At 43.6% G+C, this 19,099-nt stretch carries 21 protein-coding genes, 1 riboswitch and 1 other annotated feature; of the genes, 19 read left to right on the forward strand and 2 right to left on the reverse strand.

Annotated elements, in window-relative coordinates:
- Positions 1 to 78: 78 nt before the first annotated feature.
- The 7 genes from BM271_RS02440 (at position 79) to BM271_RS02470 (ending at position 5,815) form a co-directional block, all read left to right on the forward strand.
- On the forward strand, positions 79 to 549 hold the full coding sequence (locus BM271_RS02440) for a nucleoside 2-deoxyribosyltransferase (protein WP_046790053.1): 471 nt from the start codon (positions 79 to 81) through the stop codon (positions 547 to 549).
- The gene (locus BM271_RS02445; RefSeq protein ID WP_046790054.1) at positions 549 to 1,025 is read left to right on the forward strand and encodes a SprT-like domain-containing protein; all 477 of its coding nucleotides are present in this window, start codon (positions 549 to 551) and stop codon (positions 1,023 to 1,025) included. The genes BM271_RS02440 and BM271_RS02445 overlap by 1 nt, the downstream gene beginning before the upstream one ends.
- 145 nt (positions 1,026 to 1,170) lie before the next feature.
- Positions 1,171 to 2,886 carry a DUF2207 domain-containing protein gene (locus tag BM271_RS02450; RefSeq protein ID WP_046790055.1) on the forward strand — a complete coding sequence of 572 codons (1,716 nt, stop codon included), beginning with the start codon at positions 1,171 to 1,173 and terminating at the stop codon, positions 2,884 to 2,886.
- Positions 2,887 to 3,342: 456 nt separating this feature from the next.
- The gene (locus BM271_RS02455) at positions 3,343 to 4,059 is read left to right on the forward strand and encodes a prepilin peptidase (protein ID WP_046790056.1); all 717 of its coding nucleotides are present in this window, start codon (positions 3,343 to 3,345) and stop codon (positions 4,057 to 4,059) included.
- A 2-nt stretch (positions 4,060 to 4,061) separates the two neighbouring features.
- Positions 4,062 to 4,739, forward strand: coding sequence for a RadC family protein (gene radC, locus BM271_RS02460; RefSeq protein ID WP_046790057.1), 678 nt, complete (start codon positions 4,062 to 4,064; stop codon positions 4,737 to 4,739).
- A 10-nt stretch (positions 4,740 to 4,749) separates the two neighbouring features.
- Complete coding sequence (locus tag BM271_RS02465) at positions 4,750 to 5,112, forward strand: hypothetical protein (RefSeq protein ID WP_046790058.1); 363 nt, start codon at positions 4,750 to 4,752, stop codon at positions 5,110 to 5,112.
- A gap of 88 nt (positions 5,113 to 5,200) precedes the next feature.
- Positions 5,201 to 5,815 carry a PH domain-containing protein gene (locus BM271_RS02470; protein WP_046790059.1) on the forward strand — a complete coding sequence of 205 codons (615 nt, stop codon included), beginning with the start codon at positions 5,201 to 5,203 and terminating at the stop codon, positions 5,813 to 5,815.
- A gap of 165 nt (positions 5,816 to 5,980) precedes the next feature.
- On the opposite strand, the gene BM271_RS02475 is transcribed toward BM271_RS02470, so the two are convergent.
- Positions 5,981 to 6,355 carry a VOC family protein gene (locus tag BM271_RS02475; protein ID WP_046790060.1) on the reverse strand — a complete coding sequence of 125 codons (375 nt, stop codon included), beginning with the start codon at positions 6,353 to 6,355 and terminating at the stop codon, positions 5,981 to 5,983.
- Positions 6,356 to 6,519: 164 nt separating this feature from the next.
- Entirely contained in the window at positions 6,520 to 7,140 is a 621-nt protein-coding gene (locus BM271_RS02480; RefSeq protein WP_046790061.1) for an NAD(P)-dependent oxidoreductase, read from the reverse strand.
- A 556-nt stretch (positions 7,141 to 7,696) separates the two neighbouring features.
- Here BM271_RS02480 and BM271_RS02485 point away from each other — a divergent pair.
- From BM271_RS02485 to obgE, 12 genes are all read left to right on the forward strand, one after another.
- A complete protein-coding gene (locus BM271_RS02485; RefSeq protein WP_046790062.1) occupies positions 7,697 to 9,430 on the forward strand; it encodes an ABC transporter ATP-binding protein in 1,734 nt (577 codons plus the stop codon).
- Positions 9,430 to 11,172: an ABC transporter ATP-binding protein gene (locus BM271_RS02490; protein WP_046790063.1), complete on the forward strand. Its 1,743-nt coding sequence runs from the start codon at positions 9,430 to 9,432 to the stop codon at positions 11,170 to 11,172. Before BM271_RS02485 ends, BM271_RS02490 begins: the two co-directional genes overlap by 1 nt.
- A 52-nt stretch (positions 11,173 to 11,224) precedes the next feature.
- Positions 11,225 to 11,328: riboswitch (SAM riboswitch) on the forward strand.
- A gap of 62 nt (positions 11,329 to 11,390) precedes the next feature.
- Complete coding sequence (locus tag BM271_RS02495; protein WP_046790064.1) at positions 11,391 to 12,404, forward strand: methionine ABC transporter ATP-binding protein; 1,014 nt, start codon at positions 11,391 to 11,393, stop codon at positions 12,402 to 12,404.
- Entirely contained in the window at positions 12,397 to 13,056 is a 660-nt protein-coding gene (locus BM271_RS02500; RefSeq protein WP_046790065.1) for a methionine ABC transporter permease, read from the forward strand. The genes BM271_RS02495 and BM271_RS02500 overlap by 8 nt, the downstream gene beginning before the upstream one ends.
- Positions 13,057 to 13,860 (forward strand): MetQ/NlpA family ABC transporter substrate-binding protein, encoded by an 804-nt coding sequence (locus BM271_RS02505; protein ID WP_052749843.1) that lies wholly within the window; start codon positions 13,057 to 13,059, stop codon positions 13,858 to 13,860.
- Positions 13,861 to 15,015 (forward strand): aminotransferase class I/II-fold pyridoxal phosphate-dependent enzyme, encoded by a 1,155-nt coding sequence (locus tag BM271_RS02510; RefSeq protein WP_046790066.1) that lies wholly within the window; start codon positions 13,861 to 13,863, stop codon positions 15,013 to 15,015.
- A gap of 289 nt (positions 15,016 to 15,304) precedes the next feature.
- Positions 15,305 to 16,153: a rod shape-determining protein MreC gene (gene mreC / locus BM271_RS02515; RefSeq protein WP_046790067.1), complete on the forward strand. Its 849-nt coding sequence runs from the start codon at positions 15,305 to 15,307 to the stop codon at positions 16,151 to 16,153.
- A gap of 1 nt (position 16,154) precedes the next feature.
- Positions 16,155 to 16,673 carry a rod shape-determining protein MreD gene (mreD, locus tag BM271_RS02520; protein ID WP_046790068.1) on the forward strand — a complete coding sequence of 173 codons (519 nt, stop codon included), beginning with the start codon at positions 16,155 to 16,157 and terminating at the stop codon, positions 16,671 to 16,673.
- A gap of 42 nt (positions 16,674 to 16,715) precedes the next feature.
- Positions 16,716 to 16,789, forward strand: a sequence feature (ribosomal protein L21 leader region).
- A 12-nt stretch (positions 16,790 to 16,801) separates the two neighbouring features.
- The gene (rplU, locus tag BM271_RS02525; protein WP_046790069.1) at positions 16,802 to 17,110 is read left to right on the forward strand and encodes a 50S ribosomal protein L21; all 309 of its coding nucleotides are present in this window, start codon (positions 16,802 to 16,804) and stop codon (positions 17,108 to 17,110) included.
- Positions 17,110 to 17,430 (forward strand): ribosomal-processing cysteine protease Prp, encoded by a 321-nt coding sequence (locus BM271_RS02530; protein WP_046790070.1) that lies wholly within the window; start codon positions 17,110 to 17,112, stop codon positions 17,428 to 17,430. Before rplU ends, BM271_RS02530 begins: the two co-directional genes overlap by 1 nt.
- A gap of 10 nt (positions 17,431 to 17,440) precedes the next feature.
- Entirely contained in the window at positions 17,441 to 17,725 is a 285-nt protein-coding gene (gene rpmA, locus BM271_RS02535) for a 50S ribosomal protein L27 (protein WP_046790071.1), read from the forward strand.
- A 93-nt stretch (positions 17,726 to 17,818) separates the two neighbouring features.
- On the forward strand, positions 17,819 to 19,099 hold the full coding sequence (gene obgE, locus BM271_RS02540; protein WP_046790072.1) for a GTPase ObgE: 1,281 nt from the start codon (positions 17,819 to 17,821) through the stop codon (positions 19,097 to 19,099).

Here is a 19,099-nt window from a genome sequence, read left to right on the forward strand (position 1 = left end):
AGTGCTGACATCTCTGTACTGCTTTTGTCATTATATAAAGCCGTCCAATCTGGTATATTAAGTGGCGAGGTGAAATTGATGAAAATTTATTTAGGAAGTCCGTTTTTTAATCAGGAACAGTTACATAGAGTGAAAAGAGTGGAGAAAGCTTTGGAAGAGAACGAATCAGTCACTAAAGTGTTCTCCCCGAGACTTCAGCAGGTGGATCATCTGGAACATGGTTCGGACGAATGGAGAGAAGCGGTTTATAACAATGACATCAAACATGTTGAGTGGTGTGATGCAATTGTTGCCGTCCATGATTATGAAGATAAGCATGTTGATCCGGGAACAGCTTTTGAAATTGGCTACGCCAAAGCCAAAGGGAAATTTATCGTCCTGTATCAGGAAAAAGATCCGCAACACGAGGCTCCGGTGAATTTGATGCTGTCAGATTCATTGGACGTATATCTGCAGGATTTGGAAAAACTGAAAAGTTATGATTTTAATAAAAAGAAAAGAATCAGACTCGAAAAATACTTCTTCGACGAAGTGGCGGAAGAAAAGTAATGGATCTACGTACACTTGAAATGCATGCAGATGAATTCCTTAATAAAAATTTTGATATTGGGCTTGGTGTTCCCATTCGGATTTCCAAACGCATGAAATCAAGGCTCGGGGCATTTCAAATAAAATACAGAGGCAATGAAGTTGTAAAAAACGAGATAGTGATATCCTATGAATTCATATATCATAACACGGAGGAAACAATCCTGGACGTCCTATATCATGAATGCGTCCATTACGCACTGTATGCCAAAGGGTTGCCATACAGGGATTCAGATGAAACGTTCATCAATGCACTCGGGCGTCTTGGAATCTCGAGAACCAGGACCTATGCCTACAAAGGCCGGAGTCACCTTTATGAATGCAGACGGTGCAGATATAATTTCAGCAAAAACATCAAGGGATATGAAAAACGGTATATATGCGGCAGATGCAGAGGGAAGTTCAGATATATAGGAGAAATGACATCACAGAATTGATGCGTTTCAGCAAAAAAGGCAGGCCTGATTTTGAATCAGATTCTGTCTTTTTTGCTATTTAAGTTATAAATTATATTTTTTGTTAAGATAGAATTATGAAAGCAGGGAAAAATACATATAATATACTTAAAAAGGGGAAGAGACGATGAAGCATCTGTTTACCATACTCATGGCTCTTACAGCAGTCCTGGCATTCGGACAAAGTGCTGAAGCGAATGAAATCAACAATTTGGAATTGGATATCCACATCAATGAGGACGGCTCTGTGAGTGTGACAGAAACACGTAAAGCGGAAATGACGGAAGGCACGGAAAATTATATGACCTTCAATGAAGAGGACATGGGTGAAGTCGAAGTTACGGATTTTTCTGTTGAGGGATACACTGAAGAAACAGATTGGGATCAGGATGCGGAACTTGAAGAGAAAGCCGGCAAATATGGGGTCATAGAGACTGATGACGGCATCGAGCTCGTTTGGGGCATCGGTGAGTATGGCGAACAGACATATGTTGTCAATTACACGCTTGAAAATGTTGTCAGAAATCTCGAGGACGGACAGTCACTGTATTGGAACTTTGATACGTTCAGTGATCTTCCCACAGAAGATTTCACCATGAATGTGACATCTGAAGTGCCGCTTGGCGAAGACATGCGGTTCTGGGGATTTGGCTTCGAAGGCGACATCAACCGTTCGGGTGACGGTATTACATGGAATGCGGAAGAAACACTGACGGATGCAAACGATGCTGTGCTGCTGATGCATTTCGCAGAAGGTACTTATAATACAAGTGTGACAGATGATGGCACACTCGCGTCAGAAGCTGAAGCGGCGAAAGACGGCTCCATATATGATGACGGGAGTCTGAGCGGCTGGGCCATCGGTTCAATCGTCGGAGGCATTTTTGCCGTTGGCCTTGCACTGATCTTAATCGTAAAACGATTTACTTCCAGGATGTCAAAAGCCGGTCATATCGATTCGGCTGCTGCTATCAACAGAAGGAATAAAGACCACGAAGCAGCCATGCCACCGGAAATTGATGATTATGCAGCTATCGCAATGATTCTGAAACATCTTCATATGGGTGGTTTCGAGGAAATATTCCAGGCGTACTTGATGAAGTGGACAAACGAAGGGAATATCACTATCGAAATCGACAGTGACCCGGATAAGAAACTTGATAAAGGTACAACTGAAATCTTCATTCGTGATTATCATACAATGGACGAACCTGATTCATACACTTTCAAAGAATTCAGCGATCAATTGAAGGATATGGAGCTCGGGGAAGACGGTTATGAACCGCTTCTATGGCGGATGCTCATTGAAGCGGCAGATGATGGCGGTCGAATCAATGAGGAAAGACTTACAAAATGGTCGAAGAAAAACGCGAAAGCAGTGAGTAAGGTTGCCGATAAGATTGAAAAGTACTCTGCTTATCGGCTGCAGGAGAACGGCTGTCTCAAATATGATACCGAGAAGATATTCGGCATTACGGTACCGCTCATGATTCCTACGGAGAAACTCCTGGATCATCTGACACAGTATAAGAATTACCTGAAAGAGGACTACGGCCGCATTCATAAAAATGCTGACTACAGACAGCATATGATATGGAGCGTACTAGTTGGCGAAGACCATGCTGTCAAAAAATATCTTTCCAAGTTAACTCCGGAAGACAGGAGTGACGCATATCCTGCATACATGCATTACTATTACGGACCGCATATGGTCAGCCAGAGCTGGTCGAAAGGACTCGGTCAGGGTGGTTTCAGCTCATCTGCAGCCTCAGGCAGTGGAGGCGCAACCGGTGCCGGCGGCGGTGCGGGAGCTGGTGGCGGAGGCGGTGGTGGTGCAAGATAATGCATCACCAGATGGTTAGAACGTATTTAAAGGGCGTGAAACTATGCTCCAGTTTGCCTGATTTTCACTTCTACTATATAAATTAGTGCCATAGAACCAGGCGGATCCTATGGCCTATTCTCAGTATTTTTTAGAGAATGAAGAATGTTAATCTATTTTATACAATAGGGATAAAATTGAGCAAAAAAATTACGGGGTTTTAAGAGATTTGTGTAACAATATTTTCTATACTATTATTTTTCTATTCATTTTCATAAGTCTTGAATCAATTTTTCGATTAAATCTCTAAATAAGTATAATTTTAATAGTACCAGTGCAGATATTCCAATTCTGTACTGTTTTTTTATGCAGTTTTTAATTTAAAAGCCAGTTAAACTCCAAATATTATGTTATTGCATTTTTACAACAATTTTAAAGTCTATTATTATAAGTTTGAAATGATATGGAGGGGATAACATGCTGGCAATAATTATGCTGGGTGGAGTAATTGCATCGTTCCTATATGCTGCAACTTCTATGAAGAACATTAATTTTATTTATAGAAGAAGCCAATGTGATTCATGTAATGGAAATTTGAGATGGCATCATCTTATACCAGTAATCAGTTATTTATTACTCAGAGGAAGATGTAAGTATTGCAGACGAAAAATCGACCTTAGTTATCCGATGTGCGAAATCATTGTAATTGTTCTTTTTGTTATGCCTTTATTCTTTGATTTAGGACTATCAGATTATACATTATATTATCTGCTTGTCTCTCTCTTAGTTCCTCTTTCATTCTATGATTTTAATACGTTGACTATACCGAATCATATGAACCTGCTGTTTTTATTTACGGGTCTGTACTTGACAGATTTATATTATATAGAGCCTGTCAGAGATATCATTGTTATCCTTATTCTGCATGTAATTTACATTCTTTTTTCTGACTCAATTGGATATGGGGATATAAAATTATTCACTGTCATCACTTTGATTACTCCTGTCAACTTCTTCATCTATACAATTTTGCTTACTTATATAATAGGTGGACTATTTGTTATTATGATCAATTTATATAAAGAACATAAAAATGAAAAAATACCGCTTGTACCCTTCATCGCAAATGCTGCAGTTCTATGTTTCTTTTTGTATGAAGATTTTAATCAGATATATTACGGAGGATTTTTATAACAATGATGATCAAAGAAATGCATACATCTGATAAACCGCGCGAGAGACTTATGACATACGGTCCAGATAAACTCACAAATCAAGAATTGCTGGCGATAATAATAAATACAGGAAGCAGGGACGAATCCAGCATTACTGTTGCAAATAGAATTATTAAAGATATGAAATCAATACGCGAGCTGCGGAACCTGACATACCAGGAATTGATCCAAATAAAAGGGATTGGCGCTGCCAAAGCGATTACAATTCTCGCAGTTATAGAAATCGCGATAAGAATGCATACGCATTCCCTGGAAGAGGACGTGTATATTAAAAGTCCAGATGATGTATGTAATTTGCTTATGGAGAAACTCAGATATTATCAGCAGGAGCATTTCGTTGTATTGTTTCTTTCCACTAAAAATATGATTATTCATCAGGAAACTATGTTCAAAGGTTCATTGAACAGCTCTATTGTTCATCCAAGAGAAATTTATAAAGAAGCAGTAAAAAGAAGTGCTGCTGCCATTATATGTGTTCACAATCATCCAAGCGGCGATCCCTCTCCATCAAGAGAAGATATTGAGGTAACCAAGAGATTGCATGAGTGCGGGGATATCATAGGTGTAGATTTTCTGGATCATATAATAATAGGCTCTGGAAAATATATCAGTTTAAAGGAAATGAACTATATAAAATAGGGGGAAGAGAATGGGCTTAGATATGTATATTTATCTAGAGGATAAAGAGACCGATGAAATTATCGAGTACAGCTATTACAGGAAGTTTAATGCATTGCAAGGGTACTTTGTTAAACAATATGAACTTGAAAACTGTGGAAAAATTGAACTGACCTATGAAATAGTGAATGAAATATATCTGATACTTAACGAAATACGACACCAACCTGAAAAAGCACATCTTTTGATGCCTACATTTCCAGGGCCTTTTTTCGGTTCATATAAATACGATCAGATATATCATGCTTATGTGCATCAGGCAGCAAGTGATTTTTATCATGCGAAGTTCATAGATCACAGCAGATATAAGCTCTATTTCACTTCAGACTGGTAAGGAACGCAATATATCTCTCGCATTGTTTTCGCCAGTATTGTTATACTTATCTTGAAATAATAAAATCTTTCATTGAAAGGGAGTTTCTATGTTTAAGAAAATGGCTTCAGATGCCCTCGGTTTATCCGATATCGGTAAAATTATCGATCCACAGGATTATGATCAGACGGATGCGGATGATTATGTAAGACATGAAGATGATGAAAAAATTTATTTCCTGATTAAAACTAAAATGGATGAGTACTGCTTTACTAATCTCGCCATTATTCATGTGGATGGAGAAAAAGCAACTTCCTCCAAACGTACACTGAAGCGTTATCCTTATACTCAGTTTGAAGTGAATAATGTTCTGCTTGAAACTGCCGGTACTATTGATATCGACATACAGATTAATTTTAACATGGGCAATGTGCCTTTCGTCATCGATGTCCAGAAGAACGAAATCGAGCGTCTGAAGGATCTTTATAAAGCACTCCTGTTCATTTCAGAACAGTCTTATGAAAATAAAATTATCAGCAGACATGCTGAACAGAGTTTGGATAAAGCGGTACAAATTCTTCAGAATGCACGACTTGGTGAAGAGAATACTGCAGATCAGTACAAAGCTTTAACAGAGTTCAGCTTCGACTGGTACAAGAACACCTATGAACAATATCAGAAACAGGATTACGGTGAGATTTTCGAAAAATATATTAATAATTAAAAACTAAATAAGTCCAGATGTATATATGGGCAATGAAAAGGGAGCAAACTCTATTTAATATAGATTTGCTTCCTTTCTATTAAATCTATCAGTACCCGGTACGGTCCGCAGCCTTTCTTACTTTTTAAACTTTATAGTCTGTCGGTTGACATGATAAATTTAATATCACATGACAATCACATTGTACTTATGTCCGTCCGGATCAGTGAACAGACAACCGTAGTAGCCTCTGATGACAGCGGGTCCTTCCAGTACTGATCCGCCGTTCAAGGTGATTTTTCTGCAGAGTTCATCGACTTCTTCGTTGGTTTCCATATTGAAAGAGACTACAAATTCATTTCCAGCGCTGGTGTCAGCGAGCTCTCCGCCTATGAAGGACTGTAGGACATCTTCCCTGAACAACAGTATCGGCTGCTCACCGACCAGAACCTGTGCAAGAGTTTCATCTTTGCCAGGATTTACGTCAAAGCCGATTTTCCCGAAGAACTCCATGGATGCCTGTACGTCTTTTACAGGAATGTTCAGCCAATATGACTTCATATTTTCACCTCCCATATAACCAGCTAAGTAAAATCGATGCGAAAAAATCTATAGTATTTCATTCAAATTGTAAAAAGTAATTTTTATTTTATTATATATGAAATGTTCACGAGAGTAAATTGAGTGTTACTTTTTAAATATATATAGTACTCTTTCATTATTTTCTAATAGGCTATGCCCACCCGCGATTTTACATAATTGTCATCTTCTACCTGACTGAACGCAAATTCTGCTGTATCCGGTACGGAGATCATTTTCCCTTCTTCCGGCAGATAATCTCTTTCTACGCGGTACTCCCCTGTATGTGCGCCGTCGGGAAGATAAGTCGGACAGACGATTGTCCAATCGAGCCCTGAGTCTTCAAGCAGCTCATAGACTTTGTGGTGTTCTTCCGCAGCCCTTGTTGTTTTGCGTTTTGATTCGCTTGACTGATAGCGCAGTATTTCCGGTTCCGTCCGGCTCTGGAGTATACCGGCTGTCCCGATAGTAATGATGCGTTTTATATCTTCCTCTTTCATCGTGCGGATGATTAAAGGCATGCTGTCTGTGAGAGTGGTGGTGCCGTCTGTCCCGAGTGCGCTGATTACCAAATCTGTTCCTTTTATTGCGTTTTGTATATCCATTTCATTTAAAACATTTCCTTCGGTCACATCCAGATTTTTATTATCCGTCTGCATATTCTCTGGATTACGCACCAGTACTTTAACATGATGCCCCTCACCAAGTGCAAATTCGAGTATGTGGCTGCCGACCCGGCCGGTGGCGCCTAAGAGTAAAATATTCATGGGGGAAGCCTCCTTCTATGGTATTTCCATTGTATTATAAATGACTGCTCTTTTTCAGAGGGTGTGTTTGAGCGGATTTTTATTACAATAATATTACAGAGGTGTAACATTTGTAAAATATGTTGATAACCGAAATTTATTACGATATGATGAACATGTCTTAAAAATAACATAACAAGGAGGACAACCTGATGATTAACTCAGCTAAAGTTTTATATACCCAACTTCATAACGGTGCCTCCTTTGATAGAGCCTGATTATTCATCATAAACTTGCTCTAGATATCATATATATTATTTTTTATCTGTGTTAGGGAGGCTTGAAGCCTCTCTATTTTTATGCGATTTTTCTGTGTGCACAAAATAGTGCGCACTTTTTTTATCGTTATTTTTAAGAAAATTCTGAATTCAAAGGGGATGACTTGATATGTCAATAATTGAGTTGGAAAGTCAGTTTGAAAATGCGCCAGAAGACTATGCGACAACAATGAAAACCAAGGGGTTTTATCGGCGGTAGGAGAAGATAAGAACCCTGATTGGGGACAGGGTGGTTAATCATGTTTGAATTTTTATTTAAATTGAAGTGGTTTTTTAAAGAAAACAAGGGACGCTATATATCGATCCTTCTGGTTTTGCTGATCGTCAATGTACTGGAAGTAATTCCGGCACAGTTGATCGGAAGGGCGATTGATTTTATCAGTACAGGAGAGATTACGACAATGCTCATGTGGCAGCTGATCTCCATTTTTGCTGCGGTCATCCTGCTGAGTTACACCGGCGGTTTTCTGTGGCAGTACCTGCTGATCGGCGGTGCAGTTAAAATTGAAAGTATCATCCGCATGAAACTGATGCGTAAATTCCTGATGATGTCTCCGAGTTTTTTTGAGAAGAATAAAACCGGTGACCTTATGGCACGTGCTACGAATGATCTTAGGAGTGTACACCAGGCGACAGCCTGGGGTGTGCTCACTCTCATCGATTCGACGACTTTCATGGGGACAATCATTCTGGCGATGGGCATTACGGTATCATGGGAGCTCACTTTTTATGCGCTGCTCCCCCTGCCGCTGCTTGCTGTGATTGAGGCGAAGCTTGGCCGAAAGATCAATGCGGCGCATAAGGAGAGTCAGGAAGCGTTCAGCCATATGAATGATTCTGTGCTTGAAGTGGTTGAAGGTGTCCGGCTCACACGAAGTTATGTACAGGAAGAGCCGGAAGGTGAAAGATTTAAGGGGATGACAGACAGCTACCTCAACAAGTTCATGAAGGTGGAGCGTCTCGATGCACTGTTCCAGCCGTTGACCATCATAGTGACGATGATAAGTTTCATGGTGGCATTCGGCTATGGTGCGGTACTCGCCAACCGGGGTGTCATCACCGTCGGCGACATTGTCACATTCAACATCTATCTTAATATGCTGGTCTGGCCGATGTTTGCGCTCGGCATGCTGTTCAATATCCTGCAGCGCGGCAATGCGTCTCTGACACGGATAGACACTGTGCTGGAGACGGAGGATGATGTAAATGATGACGGTAGCTTGATTGTTCAGGATACTGATATGAACTTCGATGATGTTTCATTCACCTATCCGCTGAGCACCTGTCAAAACCTTAAGAGTATAAATATCGAATTGGAGTCCGGGCAGACACTCGGAATCGCAGGGAAGACAGGAAGCGGAAAGACGACATTGATCAAACAGCTTTTGAAATACTATCCTGGCGGGGAAGGACGCCTGATCATTGACGGCATGGATGTTGCAGAACTCAGCAGGGTGCAGCTGCGTGAAAAGATCGGCTATGTCTCACAGGAAAACATCCTGTTTTCAAGGACTGTCGAACAGAACATCAGATTCGGGAAGCCGGAGGCCACTGACGAAGAACTGATGGAAGCAATCAGGCTGAGTGCATTTGATTCTGATCTGAAGCGGATGCCTGAAGGCCTCGGCACGATGGTCGGTGAAAAAGGTATTGCCCTCTCCGGCGGGCAGAAGCAGAGGATATCCATTGCGAGGAGTCTGATCAAGAACCCTGACATAATGATACTGGATGATGCACTGAGTGCAGTGGATGCTAAAACTGAAAAGAGGATCATTGATAACATCAGGGAGAGCAGAAAAGGGAAAACGACGATCATCGTTACACACAGATTATCTGCAATCACGCATGCAGATATCATCATCGTCATGGATGACGGTGAAATCGCAGAAATCGGCACCCACACAGAGCTTATGCAGAACAATGGCTGGTACAGTACACAAAGCATGTATTACCAGACGGGAGGTGTTTCCTGATGGAAGAATTAAAAAGATTACTGCAATATGCGCTTGTTTACAAATGGTTGTTCATCACAGGAATTGTCCTGATGATACTGATGGTCGGTTTTGAGCTTCTGGGGCCTTTCATTGCAATGCTGATCTTGGATAACCATATCAAGGTTGGCGGCAATTCAATCGAACTGACGCCGATTTTCCAGCTTCTCGGGCTTTTCTTCTTCATAAAAGTCCTTCATGCAATCTTCAGCTATTATCAGACGGTGATACTGCAGAAGTCGGGGGCACTCGTCGTCCAAAATATGAGAAATGATATTTTCCGGCATGTGCAAAAATTGCCGATCAGATATTTTGATGATCTGCCTGCCGGTAAAGTGGTGGCGAGGATTACCAATGATACCGAATCCATCCTTCAGATGTTCAGTATCGTCCTGCCCATGTTCATGGTCAGTGCGCTGACGGTGGGTGCGATTACCGTAATCATTTTCACCATCAATCTGTGGACAGGGCTGATGATGCTGATTTTCATCCCGCTTGTGATATTGTGGATGATTCTCTACAGGAAATATTCCAATGATTACAACCATAATAAAAGGGAGCGGAACAGTGATATGAATGCCATGATCAATGAATCGATCAATGGCATGCCGATTATCCAGATTTTCAACAGGGAAGCACAGATAGAGGAAGAATTCGGGGCGTTGAATGACAATTATGTAAAAAATTCAAAACGGCTCATCAATCTGGAAAGTGCAACAGGGGAAAATCTTCTGGAAAGTTTCAGGTCACTGATCTTTGCTGTCATGGTGTATATTTTTGCGTCCGGTTTTCTGAATGATACGCAGGCACTGTCGGTCGGAACGATGTATGTGCTGGTGGATTATATTACAAGGTTCTTCAATCCTCTCTATAACATCATCGGACAGCTCAATATTTTCGAAGAAGCGCGCGTAGCGGCAGTAAAAGTATTCGAGCTGCTGGATGCCAAAGAAGAACCGGATGACAATGGAAGACTTGAAAATTTCAGCGGGTCAATTCAATTTAAAAATGTCGGTTTCTCATATGATGGAAAAGAAAAAGTTCTGGAGGATATCAATATCAATGTTGCCACGGGAGAGACTGTTGCATTGGTCGGCCATACCGGCTCGGGTAAAAGCTCAATCATCAATCTGCTGATGCGGTTCTATGATCCGGCGGATGGCGAAATCCTCTTTGACGGCAGGAATATAAAAGATATTTCCAGGCAGTCACTCAGAAGCAAGATGTCCATCGTGCTGCAGGATCCGTTCATTTACAGCGGTTCACTTCTGTATAATATCCGTCTCAATAATAAAGACATCAGTGAAGAAGATGCCAGGGCTGCCCTCGTCAGCGTGGGCGGAGAGCATCTGATGGACAGGATGGACGCGGGCATACACAGTGAGCTTACCGAGCGGGGATCGACACTTTCGCTTGGTGAACGGCAACTGATTTCATTTGCCCGGGCTCTTGCTTTCAATCCGAAAGTGCTTGTGCTTGATGAAGCGACAAGCAATATTGATTCTGAGACGGAGCAGATGATCCAGCATGCGATGAAAGTTGTCAGCCGGGACAGGACCACTTTCATCATCGCCCACAGGCTGTCTACAGTGCAGCACGCCGATCAGATTTTAATGCTTGATGACGGCAGGATTGTCGAACAGGGCAATCACGAAAAGCTGATGCAGGATAAAAAGAACTATGCCAAAATGTATGAGATGCAGGTGACAGGAACACCTGTATAGTGTATTGACTTTTCGAATGGGTTGCTCTAAAGTTAAGAACAATCAAATAATTTATTTATCCAGAGAAGTGGAGGGATCAGGCCCGATGAAACTTCAGCAGCGGACTCTGCGGAGTACTGTGCTAAATCCTGCAGGCAGCGGCTTGAGAGATGAAATCTTAATAACCATTTGCCGATCATTTCGGCAGGTGGTTATTTTATTAGGAATGGAGGGTTTGAATGGGCATTGAGTTAAAAGATGTATCTAAAACATTTGAGGTGAAGGGCAGGAAAGTGGAAGCATTGAAGCCGACAGATCTGATCATCAATGACGGAGAGATTTTCGGCCTCATCGGTTTCAGTGGTGCAGGAAAAAGCACACTGCTCCGGCTGATCAATCTGCTTGAGCGGCCAACGACCGGCAGCATTACGGTTAACGGTGTGGCACTTGACAGGCTGTCTGAGAAAGAGCTGCGTATCAAAAGGCAGAAAATCGGGATGATCTTCCAGCAGTTCAATCTGATTGAATCGAAGACGGTGTATGAAAATATCGAGTTTGTCCTGAAAGCCAGTAAGTTCGACCGGCATCAGGTGAAAAGCAGGGTGGCAGAACTGCTGGAATTGGTCGGGCTGTCGGATAAAGTGCATTCATTTCCTGGAAACCTGAGCGGCGGACAGAAGCAGCGGGTCGGTATCGCACGGGCGCTGGCGAATGATCCGGAAGTCCTGCTGTGTGACGAAGCGACCAGTGCGCTTGATCCCGATACGACGAAAAATATACTTAAGCTGCTCAGGAAGATCAACAAAAACCTGGGAATAACGATTGTCCTCATCACCCATGAAATGGAGGTCATCAAAGAAGTGGCGGACCGTGTCGGTGTAATGTCGGACGGCGAAATCATTGAAACCAATGATGTATATAATATATTCAGTCATCCGGAACATAAAGTGACGCAGGGGTTCGTCCAGGACATTTATGATTTTGTCATCCCTCCGCATATAGTGGAAACGGATCAGTCCCGGGTGATCACCATCAAATTTTTAAATGAAAATGCAGAAGCCAATTATGTGAATCAGCTTTATCGTCATTTTGATCTGGAAATCAGCATTTTGAACGGCCGCATCGAATACATCAACGACATGCCGCTTGGTTTCCTTATGCTCCACGTCCAGGGCGGGAGCGGAGAAATCGGTAAATTAAAGCGGTTCATCGAAGAGTCCAAAGGTATAGAGGAGGCTGAAATTTATGAATAGACTGGTTGAAATTTCTCCACTTTTGTATAAGGCATTGCTGGAGACGACGCTGATGGTCTCCATCTCAATATTCTTCGCGGTACTGATCGGTCTTCCTCTCGGGATACTGCTTTATATTACGGCGAATCCTCTATTGTTTAAGATAAAGCCGCTGAATGCATTTCTCGGCGCACTGACAAACGTCATCAGATCTTTCCCGTTCATCATTCTGATCGTCGCGATCATGCCGCTTGCGACATGGCTGACGAACAGTTCACATGGCCCGGTTTTTGCAAGTGTGGCACTGTCCATCGCTTCAATACCTTTATTCGCAAGACTGGTTGAAACAAGCTTTAACGGCATCGATAAAGGCGTCATAGAAGCGAGTATTGCGGGCGGAGCTTCTTTGTTCCTCATCATCACGGATGTATTGATTCCGGAAGCGAAGCGCGGCATCACCCAGGCGATCACCCTGACGATCATTTCTGTGGTTGCATTCAGTGCGACAGCCGGAGTTGTCGGCGGCGGAGGCATCGGAGACCTTGCCATCCGCTATGGTTACTACAGATACGACACGGTAACGATGGTGGCGACTGTTGTTGTACTGATTATAATTGTTCAGCTCATTCAGATTATTGGCGACTATCTGAGCCAAAGACAGGAGGGGAGATAGATGCGCGGAATATTTACATTTTTGGGAATGACTCTGGCGATCATCATAGTGACCAGCGTACTCCTCTATGAAGATGAGGGGGAAGTCATCACGATCGGCGCCTCCTCAGGTCCTTACAGTGACATGGTGAATCTGGCCCTGAAACCGGCGCTCGAAGAACAGGGCTATACCGTTGAAATTGTTGAATACACAGACTATATCCAGCCTAATAATGCGCTGCACAATGGCGACCTGGATGCGAACCTGTATCAGAATGTGTCATTTATGAAGGATTTCAATAAGGAAAATGGGACGGATCTGTTAAATCTGATTCAGGTGCCGACAGCACCGATGGGGCTTTACTCGAGCCAGTTTGAATCATTGGAGGCCATTGAGAACGGCAGTGAAGTTGCATTGCCGCTGGATCCGGTCAACTCTTCAAGAGGATTCCAGACACTTGAAGACGCCGGCCTGATTGAAATTGCCGAAGATGCAAACATGCTGGCCATAGAGGAAGCAGACATTACCCAAAACAATAAAAACCTGGAATTCGTCTTCCAGGATTCGGGACAGCTGCCGAGGAGTGTCGATCAGATCGGTCTTTCCCTGGTGCCGGGCAACTACGCTCTGGCAAGCGGCATGAATCTGGCGGACGCCCTGCAGCTCGAAGTAATGAATGAAAACTTCCGGAATCAGATTGTCATCAATGCGGAAGATGAAAACAGCAAGATGGCAGATGATCTGATTAAGGCAGTGGAGTCCGAACACTTCAAGCAGACGATCGACGAAGAGTTCCAGGGATTCGATAAACCGGAGAGATTTTAAATGGCCAATAAACTGTTAAGCAGCATTCCGCCGAGCTATTTCGGCAGTGCCATGTCCAAAAAACTTGATATCGGCAAGCTGCCGCTTCTGAACCTGGCTGTCGGCATTCCGGACGGGGAGACACCGGACAGCATAAAAGAAGCCGTCACTGAATCAGTGTATCTGCCCGAAAACCAGAAGTATGGTGTATTCCGGGGCAAGCAGTCTTTCAAGGATGCAATCATACGCTTCTATAAAAATAGATATGATGTTGAACTCGGCGAAGAGAACATCGCGCTGCTGTACGGGACGAAAAACGGGCTGGTCCAGTTTCCGATGACATTCATAGAGCCGGGGGAGGGAGTCTATCTGCCCAATCCGGGATATCCGGATTATTATGCAGGTGTCAGACTTGCGCGCGGTGAAGTGTATGATCTGCCGCTTCTTGCGGAAAACGACTTTCTGCCTGATTATGATTCACTGGATGAAGAGGAAGTTTCAAATGCGAGACTGATCTATCTGAACTATCCTTCGAATCCTCTGGGTGCGGTGGCCACTAAAGAATTCTTTGATGCCACAGTGGAGAGATTCAAAGAAACGAAAACCAGAATCGTCCATGATTTCGCATATGCTGCATTCTCATTTGACGAAAAACATCCGAGCATACTGGAAAGTGATCCGTCCCTGGAATGTTCGATGGAAATCTATTCCTTGTCGAAAGGATTCAACATGTCCGGATTCAGAGTCGGTTTTGCCGTCGGCAACAGGGAGATGGTCGAATCCCTCAATATTTACCAGGACCACACCCAGGCGGGCATGTGGGGAGTGCTGCAGGATGCTTCCATAACGGCGTTACAGCATGAAGAGGAAATACTTCCTGTACAACACGTGAAGTTTCAGAAAAGAAGAAATATTATTGAAAAAGCTTTCGCGCAATCGGGTATCCCGCTGAACCCTGTGAAAGGCGGTATATTTGGCTGGATCCGGGTGCCGGAAGGCCATGATGGGGAAAGTTTTACAGACTTCCTCATAAGGGAGAAGTCGATACTTGTCACGCCCGGCATACCTTTTGGGACGCGCGGCCGCAATTATATCCGGATTTCACTCGCTGTGGATGACGAAACCCTGAAGTCCGTCATAGAGCGTTTTAACAGCATTAAAGGAATGTGGCAGTAATCTTTTTGTAAAATTTCTGCGAAATGCCCTTGAAACATTCCGGCATAACATGTACCATTATAAATGTAACGAAATCGACATAAAAGGGTAGATTTTCCGACTCATCATCGTTGAATCAGGCCTTTGATAGAACTTGGGTTCAATCCTGTTCTAGATATCATATATATTATTATCTTATCTGTGATAGAGAGGCTCCGGCCTCTCTATCTTTTTTGTATATGCTTTAAAAAAATGATCCGGATGTGGTATTCTTTTAATCAGATATAATGGATTATGGAGGCGCCTTACTGTGAATAAGCTTTTCAACCGAAATAAGATGCTGATGATACTATTCGGCATCATAGTACTCATTCTTCTGATCGGATTCTCGATGGGTGACAGGGATTCGACAACCAAAGCTGAACAGTTCACCGCTGATGCGACAGCCGGTACCCAGACAGTGATCGGTGCCCCCCTCAATTTCGTCAGCAGCATTTTCTCCACCATCAGCAAAAGTTTTGGTGCCATAGAGGAAAACGAAAAACTGAAGGCAAAACTTGATATGCTCCCGCAGATGGAAGCGGATATAGAACGGCTGGAAGCTGAAAATGAAGAACTCCGGGAAGCGCTCGATGTCAGTTCCAAAAGGGAATATGATACGACTGCGGCCCGTGTGATTTCCCGTTCGCCGGACCAGTGGCTGAACAGCTTTACCATAGATAAAGGGGAGAAGGACGGCCTTACAGAAGGCATGGCGGTAATGACGACTGAAGGACTGATTGGTACAGTAAGACGTGCCAACGGCGGATCCAGTTACATAGAAATGCTTACCACTTCTGTATCCCAGAACAATCTCTCTGTTGAAATCATGCATGATGATACACCTGTATACGGAAATGTCAGCAGGTATGACAATGAACGCAATCTTCTTGTTGTGGAGAATATCAAAAACAGGAGCGGCCTTGAAAAAGGGGATGAAGTCTTCACAAGCGGACTCGTCGGCGATTTCCCTGAAGGGCTCATTATCGGGACTGTAGTGGAAGTGGAAAATGATGAGTACGGACTGAGTCAGAATGCATACGTCCAGCTGAAGAGCAATGTGGACGATATCGATACGGTGTTCGTCCTGAAGCGCAGTCCGGAATCGACGGAGGATTAATATGAAAGCGATCATTATCTTCCTGTTCTCCCTTTTGTTCATGTACCTTGATTTTTTATTCGCGGAATTCAGCCCGGTCACGATCAGCGGTCTCGAAGTTTATTTTGTATCGAGGCTGCTGCTGATGTTTGTCCTGCTGATCTCGATCTATGTGAGCCCGTCGATGAGTGCATTCATCGGAATCGTCTTCGGTCTGATGCTGGATGTCTATATCGGTTCGGTCTATGGCATCCATTCTTTCGGCATGGTGGCCTTTGTGGCTTTCATGCATACGGCTTTCCGGGTGTTCTATAAGGATTTTGTAGCGATGGCATTCGTCATCCTGCTGCTCACATTCCTTTACGAAACATATATATATTTCATTTACAGGCTGCTTGATCTTGTATATATGCCGATTTTCGATTATTTGGCACTGAGGGCAGCCCCGAGCCTGCTTTTGAATGCGCTGCTCTTCTTTTTTGTATTTGTGACAGCCCTGAAGACCTCGAAAGTCAGAAACAACCTGCAATCTAAATATTGACACCTTTTATACCGCTTGGTATAATGCAGTAGTTGATGAATTTGTAGACATCAACCGCACAATTACGGGTTAAAGCGACATGTGTCCACCTGTAAATGGCGTGTCTTATTAAATCAGGAGGTGTAAGTATGTTTGCAATCATCGAAACTGGTGGTAAACAGTTGAAAGTTGAAGAAGGCCAAACAATCTACGTTGAGAAATTGAACGCAGATGAAGGCGATACATTCACTTTTGACAAAGTACTCTTTGTCGGTGGCGATTCTGTTAAAGTTGGTGCTCCGACTGTAGAAGGCGCGACTGTTTCCGCTAAAGTAGAAAAACATGGCCGCGGCAAGAAGATCACTGTTGTTAAATTCAAACGCAGAAAGAACTACTCCCGTAAACAGGGACATCGTCAGCCATATACGAAGCTCACAATCGGAAAGATTGAAGCGTAATGATTAATGTATCCATAAATATCAACGACGAAGGTCAGGTTGAGTCCTTTGACATGTCGGGTCACGCCATGTTCGATGAACACGGTAAAGATCTTGTATGTGCAGGCGCTTCGGCAGTTGTATTCGGATCTGTAAATGCAATCATCAATATGACCGGTGCCGATCCTTCCATAGAAATGGATGAGGATACAGGCTACTTCAGTTTCATAGCGCCGGATCCGGCGGATGAGAAGATGCAGGTTCTTTTGGAGGGCATGATCATATCATTAAAAACGATTGAAGAAGAATACGGCGAACATATCAGACTTGTATATAAGTGAGGTGAAAGCAATGCTTAAACTCAATCTTCAGTTTTTCGCATCCAAAAAGGGTGTTGGTTCCACAAGGAACGGACGTGATTCAGAATCCAAACGTCTTGGCGTCAAAAGACAGGACGGCCAGTTCGTAACAGGCGGTTCAATCCTTTTCCGTCAGCGTGGTACTAAAGTCCACCCGGGCGAAAACGTGGGACGCGGTGGCGATGATACATTATTCGCCAAAATCGACGGCGTTGTAAAATTCGAGCGCTACGGTAAAGATAAAAAACGTGTTTCCGTCTATCAGGAAGCTAAATAATTTATCTAACGGGCATCAGCTTCTGCTGATGTCCTTTTTCATTAAATGAGTAAAATACGATATGATATAATACAGAGGAATTGAGGTGAAATCATGTTCATAGATCAGGTTGATATATACTTGAAAGCCGGAGATGGCGGCAACGGAATCGTTGCATACAGAAGAGAGAAATACGTACCGATGGGCGGTCCTGCAGGCGGCGACGGCGGAAATGGGGCAGATATCATTTTCGAGGTCGACGAAGGACTCCGGACTTTGATGGATTTCCGCTATCAGAGACATTTTAAGGCAGCAAGAGGACAGAACGGGATGAGCGCGAATGCTCACGGAAGGAATTCAGAACCTCTGATTTTAAAAGTGCCGCCGGGTACAGTGATTAAGAGGAAAGATACAGAGGAGACTCTGGCAGACCTGACGCAGCATGAGGCGCGTGCAGTCATTGCAAAAGGCGGACGCGGCGGACGCGGCAACTCCCGTTTTGCGACATCAAGAAATCCGGCTCCCGACTTTGCCGAGAACGGTGAGCCGGGTGAAGAGTTCGATGTAATTATGGAGCTTAAACTCATGGCCGATGTCGGACTCGTCGGGTTCCCGAGCGTCGGTAAATCCACAATGCTGAGTGCAGTCTCAAAAGCGAAACCCAAAATCGGCAATTATCCTTTCACGACGATAAAACCGAATCTGGGTGTTGTGGAAACGAAAGACGGCAGATCTTTCGTAATGGCGGATCTGCCCGGTCTGATTGAAGGTGCATCCGAAGGCACCGGTCTCGGCCATCAGTTTTTACGCCATGTTGAACGGACGAAGGTCATCGTCCATGTAATTGACATCAGCGAATCGGAAGGCCGTGACGCCATTGAGGATTATAAAACGATCCGTAATGAGATGGCGCTGTACAATGAAAATCTGACACACCGTCCTGAAATCATCGTTTTGAATAAAGTGGATCTGGTTGCGGATGAAGAAGTCTTCGACCGATTTAAGAGGGAAATCGGCGGGGATAAGGAGATCTTCCGCATTTCTGCGGCTACCCGCAAAAATCTCGATGAACTCCTGTACAGAGTAGCCGATCTGCTCGAAGAGACGGATGCAGCTGAAGTCATTCCGGAAAACACAGACGAGAGGGTTGTCTATCGTCATGAAAAAGACAGGGACGCCTTTGAAATTACGCGTGATGATGACGGCGCCTATGTCGTGTCCGGTGCTTCAATTGAACGGATGTTCAAGATGACGGACTTCAACCGTGATGCGGCAGTACGCCGTTTTGCACGTCAGATGCGCACGATGGGCATAGACGATGCTTTAAGGGAAAAAGGTATTGAAGCCGGAGACACTGTAAGGATTCTCGGCGGCGAATTCGAATTTGTAGAATGA

The organism is Salinicoccus halodurans (assembly GCF_900114445.1).
In the GTDB taxonomy this organism is placed as follows: domain Bacteria; phylum Bacillota; class Bacilli; order Staphylococcales; family Salinicoccaceae; genus Salinicoccus; species Salinicoccus halodurans.

Excerpts from the sequence above, each read along its gene's own strand:
- mreD (WP_046790068.1), top strand. The coding sequence starts at position 16,155 with ATGAAAGCGATCATTATCTTCCTGTTCTCCCTTTTGTTCATGTACCTT.
- BM271_RS02530 (WP_046790070.1), top strand. The coding sequence starts at position 17,110 with ATGATTAATGTATCCATAAATATCAACGACGAAGGTCAGGTTGAGTCC.
- rpmA (WP_046790071.1), top strand. The coding sequence starts at position 17,441 with ATGCTTAAACTCAATCTTCAGTTTTTCGCATCCAAAAAGGGTGTTGGT.
- BM271_RS02480 (WP_046790061.1), bottom strand. The coding sequence starts at position 7,140 with ATGAATATTTTACTCTTAGGCGCCACCGGCCGGGTCGGCAGCCACATA.
- BM271_RS02475 (WP_046790060.1), bottom strand. The coding sequence starts at position 6,355 with ATGAAGTCATATTGGCTGAACATTCCTGTAAAAGACGTACAGGCATCC.
- BM271_RS02495 (WP_046790064.1), top strand. The coding sequence starts at position 11,391 with ATGGGCATTGAGTTAAAAGATGTATCTAAAACATTTGAGGTGAAGGGC.
- BM271_RS02455 (WP_046790056.1), top strand. The coding sequence starts at position 3,343 with ATGCTGGCAATAATTATGCTGGGTGGAGTAATTGCATCGTTCCTATAT.
- rplU (WP_046790069.1), top strand. The coding sequence starts at position 16,802 with ATGTTTGCAATCATCGAAACTGGTGGTAAACAGTTGAAAGTTGAAGAA.
- obgE (WP_046790072.1), top strand. The coding sequence starts at position 17,819 with ATGTTCATAGATCAGGTTGATATATACTTGAAAGCCGGAGATGGCGGC.
- BM271_RS02505 (WP_052749843.1), top strand. The coding sequence starts at position 13,057 with ATGCGCGGAATATTTACATTTTTGGGAATGACTCTGGCGATCATCATA.
- BM271_RS02500 (WP_046790065.1), top strand. The coding sequence starts at position 12,397 with ATGAATAGACTGGTTGAAATTTCTCCACTTTTGTATAAGGCATTGCTG.
- BM271_RS02465 (WP_046790058.1), top strand. The coding sequence starts at position 4,750 with ATGGGCTTAGATATGTATATTTATCTAGAGGATAAAGAGACCGATGAA.
- BM271_RS02485 (WP_046790062.1), top strand. The coding sequence starts at position 7,697 with ATGTTTGAATTTTTATTTAAATTGAAGTGGTTTTTTAAAGAAAACAAG.
- BM271_RS02510 (WP_046790066.1), top strand. The coding sequence starts at position 13,861 with ATGGCCAATAAACTGTTAAGCAGCATTCCGCCGAGCTATTTCGGCAGT.
- BM271_RS02470 (WP_046790059.1), top strand. The coding sequence starts at position 5,201 with ATGTTTAAGAAAATGGCTTCAGATGCCCTCGGTTTATCCGATATCGGT.
- BM271_RS02445 (WP_046790054.1), top strand. The coding sequence starts at position 549 with ATGGATCTACGTACACTTGAAATGCATGCAGATGAATTCCTTAATAAA.
- BM271_RS02490 (WP_046790063.1), top strand. The coding sequence starts at position 9,430 with ATGGAAGAATTAAAAAGATTACTGCAATATGCGCTTGTTTACAAATGG.
- BM271_RS02440 (WP_046790053.1), top strand. The coding sequence starts at position 79 with ATGAAAATTTATTTAGGAAGTCCGTTTTTTAATCAGGAACAGTTACAT.
- BM271_RS02450 (WP_046790055.1), top strand. The coding sequence starts at position 1,171 with ATGAAGCATCTGTTTACCATACTCATGGCTCTTACAGCAGTCCTGGCA.
- radC (WP_046790057.1), top strand. The coding sequence starts at position 4,062 with ATGATGATCAAAGAAATGCATACATCTGATAAACCGCGCGAGAGACTT.